General features: G+C 37.9%; 3 protein-coding genes and 3 pseudogenes. 1 reads left to right on the top strand and 5 read right to left on the bottom strand.

Annotated features, from left to right (window positions below; genetic code table 11):
• The 3 genes and pseudogenes from ACFIO3_RS07155 to ACFIO3_RS07165 form a co-directional block, all read right to left on the bottom strand.
• Positions 1–251: pseudogene (locus tag ACFIO3_RS07155) on the bottom strand (tol-pal system protein); the annotation flags it as partial.
• 50 nt (positions 252–301) lie between these two features.
• Positions 302–823: a peptidoglycan-associated lipoprotein Pal gene (gene pal / locus ACFIO3_RS07160; RefSeq protein ID WP_375608438.1), complete on the bottom strand. Its 522-nt coding sequence runs from the start codon at positions 821–823 to the stop codon at positions 302–304.
• A 196-nt stretch (positions 824–1019) separates the two neighbouring features.
• A complete protein-coding gene (locus ACFIO3_RS07165) occupies positions 1020–1715 on the bottom strand; it encodes a DUF1013 domain-containing protein (RefSeq protein ID WP_375608437.1) in 696 nt (231 codons plus the stop codon).
• A gap of 365 nt (positions 1716–2080) precedes the next feature.
• Here ACFIO3_RS07165 and ACFIO3_RS07170 point away from each other — a divergent pair, with 365 nt between their 5' ends.
• Complete coding sequence (locus ACFIO3_RS07170; protein WP_375608436.1) at positions 2081–2827, top strand: YebC/PmpR family DNA-binding transcriptional regulator; 747 nt, start codon at positions 2081–2083, stop codon at positions 2825–2827.
• A 1349-nt stretch (positions 2828–4176) separates the two neighbouring features.
• Here ACFIO3_RS07170 and ACFIO3_RS15765 read toward each other — a convergent pair.
• A pseudogene (locus ACFIO3_RS15765) lies at positions 4177–4371 on the bottom strand (DUF4102 domain-containing protein); the annotation flags it as partial.
• Between the two features lie 1627 nt (positions 4372–5998).
• Positions 5999–6250: pseudogene (gene tolB, locus ACFIO3_RS07175) on the bottom strand (Tol-Pal system protein TolB); the annotation flags it as partial.

Raw genomic sequence — 6250 nt, forward strand, 5'->3', positions numbered from 1 at the left:
TTTACCGCATCAGATGCGGCTTTACCCGCAGCATCAAGGGCATTTTCCATCACATCAGAAGCTGCTTTATCGGCAGCATCCGTGGCTTTCTTTACCGCATCAGATACGGCTTTATCGGCGGTATCAACTTTATCCGTATCATGTGCAGGATATTCAGAAGCCTTTCGCGCCGCACTTTGAGCAAATGGCGCTGAAAAAACTATGAAAACCGCCATATAAAAGAGTGCTTTCCAATTGATTTTACGATACATTCTTTTCTCCCCTTAAGAGCTCATTGAATAATTGAAACAAATAATTTTTTTTAATGACTACTCGCGTTACTCAACGTTGTAACAGCACGTCGATTTTGATTCCAACAGGAAATATCATCGCATACCGCTACAGGTCTTTCTTTCCCGTAAGAAATTGTTTGAATTCGTTGCGCAGACACACCTAGAGACACCAAATAGTCTCGCACAGCAACAGCACGGCGCTGTCCAAGTGCCAAGTTATATTCACGTGTTCCCCTCTCATCAGCATGACCTTCAACCATAATAGAATAATAAGGATAATGAAGCAACCATTCTGCTTGGCGCGTTAAAATACGTTCAGCATCAGCATCAAGTGAAGAAGAATCGAGACTAAAAAATACACGATCACCCACACTAACTGTAAATTCTTGTCCTGAACCTGATGGTGCCTGATTCAAACCAGCATCATTCATATAAGCGCCATTCATACCGTTAAGTGCACCGATATTTTTTTTGTCACACCCACCCAAGCACAATGATAAAAAAAAGATAACCGCTAAAGAATGAAAGAGAGTATTTTGGGTAGAGCACATAGCCTATTTCTCCTTGAGTTTCGTAAAAAAGGGCAAATTCTTAGAATATTTTTAAAAATAACTGTTAATTCCTAATGAAGACGAAATTTTTTTGTCCTTTGTCACCATTTTTGAATCTCTGCCGATTTTTTTCACTCTCACCATTAACTTCCTCTAACATTTCCCTAAAAAACGTTGTACTTATACATCACGCTGTTTATGCATCATCTCGGTCTTGACGATTTTTTTGCAACGCGTTCAACTTTGCAAAAACCTTATCGGCATCAAAAGTCTTGTGTAGATTTTCTTCACGCTCATTGTCTTCTAGAGCAGCGTTTTCCGTCACAGATGCGGGAAGCAATGACCTATCTTCTTCCGCAGCAATAGGGCGATTTTTTGCCACACGTTGGAGTTCAAAATCTAAATCGATTTGCGAACACAAACCAAGTCCTACAGGATCAAGAGGGACCAAATTAGCGCTATTCCAGTGGGTTCTAAGGCGGATTTGTTCAATCGTTGCTTTTGTTGTTCCAATCAACCGTGCAATTTGTGCATCTTTCAATTCGGGATGGTTAGTGACCAACCATAGAATACCATTGGGACGATCTTGACGTCGAGAAAGAGGGATATAGCGCGCCCCTTTACGTTTTTTTTCAGGAATGTGCACCCTAGATTGAGAAATTTTTAAGCGTGCGTTTTGATCTGCTTCCACCCGTGCAATTTCACTGCGTGTCAATTGCCCAGAACTAATTGGATCTAAACCTTTAATACCATAAGCCGCCTCACCATCGGCAATAGCTTTTACTTCCAAGACATGCAATTTACAAAATTCTGCAATCTGATCAAAAGAAAGAGCTGTATTATCAACCAACCAAACAGCTGTTGCTTTGGGCATCAAAAGTTGCGTTGCCATTTTTATAAATCCTCTTCTGCGCCTAGGTTACCCGCTCACTTAAGAGCACTGAAACTTTATTACATAATTACATATCAGGTTTTCCCCACCCACTCTTAAAACAAAGCGTGGCATGGAATAAACCATTTTGCCATGAAACTGCCTTCTGTTATAGCGTGATTTTTGCTCAACGACAAGAGAGCTCTCTTGTAATGATCCTCAACAAGGTATCTTTACCTTTAAGATGAATTTTTTTATAAAGGCTTTATTCGATTATTTCACCTCACGTTGTGGCACATTTACTCTGGTGGGATGCACGTTTTATCGCCTTGAAATTCTAAAAAGTATCCAACTGGAAAGAAAGCCCTCAAACAGGAAAGAAAACTATGGCAGGCCATTCACAATTTAAAAATATTATGCACCGCAAAGGGCGTCAAGATGCAATGCGCTCGAAAATATTCTCTAAGCTTGCACGCGAAATTACTGTAGCAGCAAAACAAGGTGCTCCTGATCCAGCCATGAATCCACGTTTAAGACTTGCTATTCAAAATGCTAAAGCACAGTCAATGCCGAAAGATAATATTGAACGCGCGATTAAAAAAGCTTCAGGCACCGATGTCGAAAATTATGATGAAGTGCGCTATGAGGGCTATGGACCAGGGGGTGTTGCGGTCATTGTTGAAGCTTTAACCGATAACCGCAACCGCACCGCTTCAAACGTGCGAGCAGCCTTCACCAAATCAGGAGGAGCCTTGGGGGAAACAGGTTCTGTAAGCTTCATGTTCAATCGAATTGGTGAAATAATTTATAAGCCAGAAGCAGGAACAGCAGATAACATCATGGATGCAGCAATTGAAGCTGGGGCCGAAGATGTACAATCAGAAGAAACCGGACATCATATTACCTGCGCATTTGAAGATATTGGTGAAGTTTCAAAAACACTTGAAGCAAAACTTGGGGAAGCAGAATCGATTAAAACGATTTGGAAAGCCACCACCCTTGCACCAATAGATGAAGAAAAAGCTTTATCCGTTTTACGGTTGATTTCAACATTAGAAGAAGATGATGATGTGCAAAATGTTTATGCCAATTTTGATGTCAGTGATGAGATTTTAGCAAAACTGTCTGTATAATTCCCATCATTAGCATAGGCACTCTCTTCATCTATGAGAGACGCAAAAGTATCTATCATCCTTCTTCTTTATCCGCAGATATAAAAGCCCCGCGTCGATAGCGGGGTCAACCATTGGTGCAAAACCCAAGGCATCATCACACACTTTACCAACTCATAGAGGTTATGCAACAGCCCTTGGCACTTGAGGCGGTTCATAAGAGCTGTTTTTATTCCTTATCTTATACAGTTTCACTCCACACGGCTCTCCCTGTTTGTAACGTGCACACAAATGGTTTTGGTTGATTCAATATGAAATAGGTTTGGAATGAAAGAATCCTAGGATAGTCGAGACTCTCATTCAATATACAAAACAATAAATTATTATAAAGCCAAGCTTTGTAGTAATAAAACCGCAATCAATCGCAGAAAAAAGAAAGCATTGCAAAAAAGCATGCACCCTTGAACGCCCAAACACTTCTGATAATAAAGCACACAAAACTCTATAGCATCACCTTGTGTTACATACCCCAAGAATTATCCATAAATCCCCTTTCTATTTGATCTTTTTATTCTTTAAGATTAACCTTTCCTCCTTGCTCTCAAGTGATGAAGATTTTACCCCGATCTGATCTGTAAACAGTTTTGATTTTCTTGACGTATTCCTATGACGAATCACTTTACGCATCACGCATGAGATTTGTTTGTACCTTAAGTCCTGTCAAACAAGCCCTCCTCTAAATATTCACCACCCACTAAAAAACACGCTGAAAATATATCAAGGAGATTTACATATCTTATATCACCACACCTCAAAGACAGTGTTTCTCGTTTATGAAGGAACAAACCACCCCCATCATACACTTTGCCAACACCTAATGTTGCTGATAAGTCTTAGCCTCTGAGACAGTTTAAGAGGCATTTTTACTCCTTTGAAGTGTTTTTCTCCACACGGCTCTCCTCGCTTATGACGTACAAGAAATATGGATTTTGATTGATTCAAAAGAGAACAGATTTAAAATGGGAAAATCTTACGATATTCAGGGCTCTTATTAAAGTTTAAAAATACTACACTATCATTACAAATCAATATATTATAATGATATAACAGAATAAGTAATTATAAAGCCAGAGCGGGCTGTTTGGCAAAGTATTTTATAAAAAACCGGTATATCTCTCTAATCTATTGCAGATAAATTTTTGACTTTATAGCATTAATTTATGGCATTGTATGCTTCCTAAAAATAGCGTCATTGATCTTATAAAATCTGTCCTTTTTCTGTTACCTATCCCTCAATATTCAAACCGAAAACCACAATATACTTGAGATAAAGAGTAAAACGATTGAGCACTTTGGAGACTGTTATAAACTTTTATTAAAGAGACATGTCTGAACGCTCCCAAGCCCATTTCACGGCAGCGCCCGTGAATGATATAACAATAAAGTCACTGAACACCTGCATCTTTAGGTTTGTGGAGAAGCAAGCCGGAACCATCATTATATATTTTGCCAGCTCGTGGGTGTTGCGACAGCCCTGAGTACTTAAGACAGTTCATAAGAGCCATTTTTAGTTCTTTTTTGTACAGTTTTATCCACGCACTTATCCCGCTTTTGACGTTCAAGAGATATGATTTTGATTGATTCAAAGAGAACAGATTTGAAATGAGAGAATTTTGCGATATTCACGGTTCTTATTCAAGGTGCATAACGCTAAATTATCATTATAAATCAATGTATTGTATAAACCAGAAGAGGTCAACAGTATCAGGTATGTTCGAAACGAAAAAACAATCTTATTTGGTCAAAACAATAAAACCGTATAAAAACTAATACCCATATCACCACCTTTCATACGAGTTTACGGCTTTTTAACTTTACAGCTTTTTAAAAGTATCTAAAGCAATATCTTTTAAAGAATGGAGATTCCACATTTGCCTCACACTTTTATTTCTCTTGTTCGTTAATGAGAAGAAACTCCTTACAAAACAAAAAACCCAAAACACGACACGATAAAATGCCACGCGCAATATCCCCCAATGGCCTCCACGCAATCTCCCTACGTAATATTATTGTATTGCGAATTCATGCTCTGGTTCTGTTTTTGTTAAAGAAAAATCTCTCAATGCGCATGCCTTTCATTTCATGAAAGCAGCCATAGTATAACGTAAGTTCCCCGTAGGGTATAAAAGCCTCTCTACCATCTTTACTTCGTAAAGCGATAAGCCGGCATCATTATGCTCTTTTCTAGCTTCTAATGTTGTAAACTCTCAGCCCTTGAAATGATTCATGAAAAACATTTTAGTTCCCTTTTGAAAGAACTTTATTCATACATCAACGCTGGTATCAATGTTTCCATCAATGTCGCTTGTGACCTGTAACAGAATAATTTGATAAGAAAAAATCTTATAATATTGAGAGCTCTTATGATGCAAAACAATGAATTATCCTTTTATGGAGTAAAATACCGTCATCTACGGTATGATAGTATAAGGTTATCAACATATTGATTTATAATGATAATTTAGCATTATATACCTTGAATAAGAACCGTGAATCGTAAATTTTTCTTATTTCAAATCTGTTCTCTTTTGAATCAATCAAAATCATATCTCTTACACGTTATAAGCGGGGAGAGCTATGTAGCGTAAAACACTTCAAAAGAATAAAAAAGCTTCTTATGAACCGTTTCAAGGGAAAAGGGCTGTTGCAACATTAGACGCTAAACATATGATGGTGCCGACTTACTCTATTTTATTAAGCATCTAGAATTCATTGACACATTCAATATTTTTTAAAGGCCGTGACCAATATTCTTAAAGCTTCCTTTAATTACAGAAAACGCATGAAGAGCCAGCAGAGAAAACATCCTCGACAAAAATCCGGATTCTTCACAAACTAAATCGGAAAGAAAATCAAAAAAAATATATCTAGCAGCACTTTGCATAAAAAGTTGAAATCTAGAAACCTCAAAACTTTCGGTTATACTTTTTAAGGTATTGTTTTTTAAAACCCTTTCCCCAAGGAAACTTCACTATTTACAAATAACCGTAGATGATAGGTGAAATATACATAACTCCCCATGCCCACTATAATCAATTCCTTCTTTTAAATAATTAAAGACAATTGAGATTGTGTAAACTTGAAACTGTATAGACTATATTCCCTCTATGTTCTGTTTTTAAGCACTTTGTTTTATTGTATAGTAAGCAATGGCGACCATGCTGGATCAGAAGCATCATTGGGTGTGGGGAGTTGACGTTCATTGCGTCCCGTAATGTCAATGGTATAAATTTTTGGTCCCATACCCGGATTTTTGCGAAAAAACATTAGCACACGACCATTTGGCGCCCAAGTTGGTCCTTCATTGTGAAAACCCGTGGTTAAAATTCGTTCTCCTTGTCCATCTGGGCGCATAACACCGATAGAAAATTGTCCGCTTAATTG

Source organism: Bartonella sp. AD328YNZD (assembly GCF_042196425.1).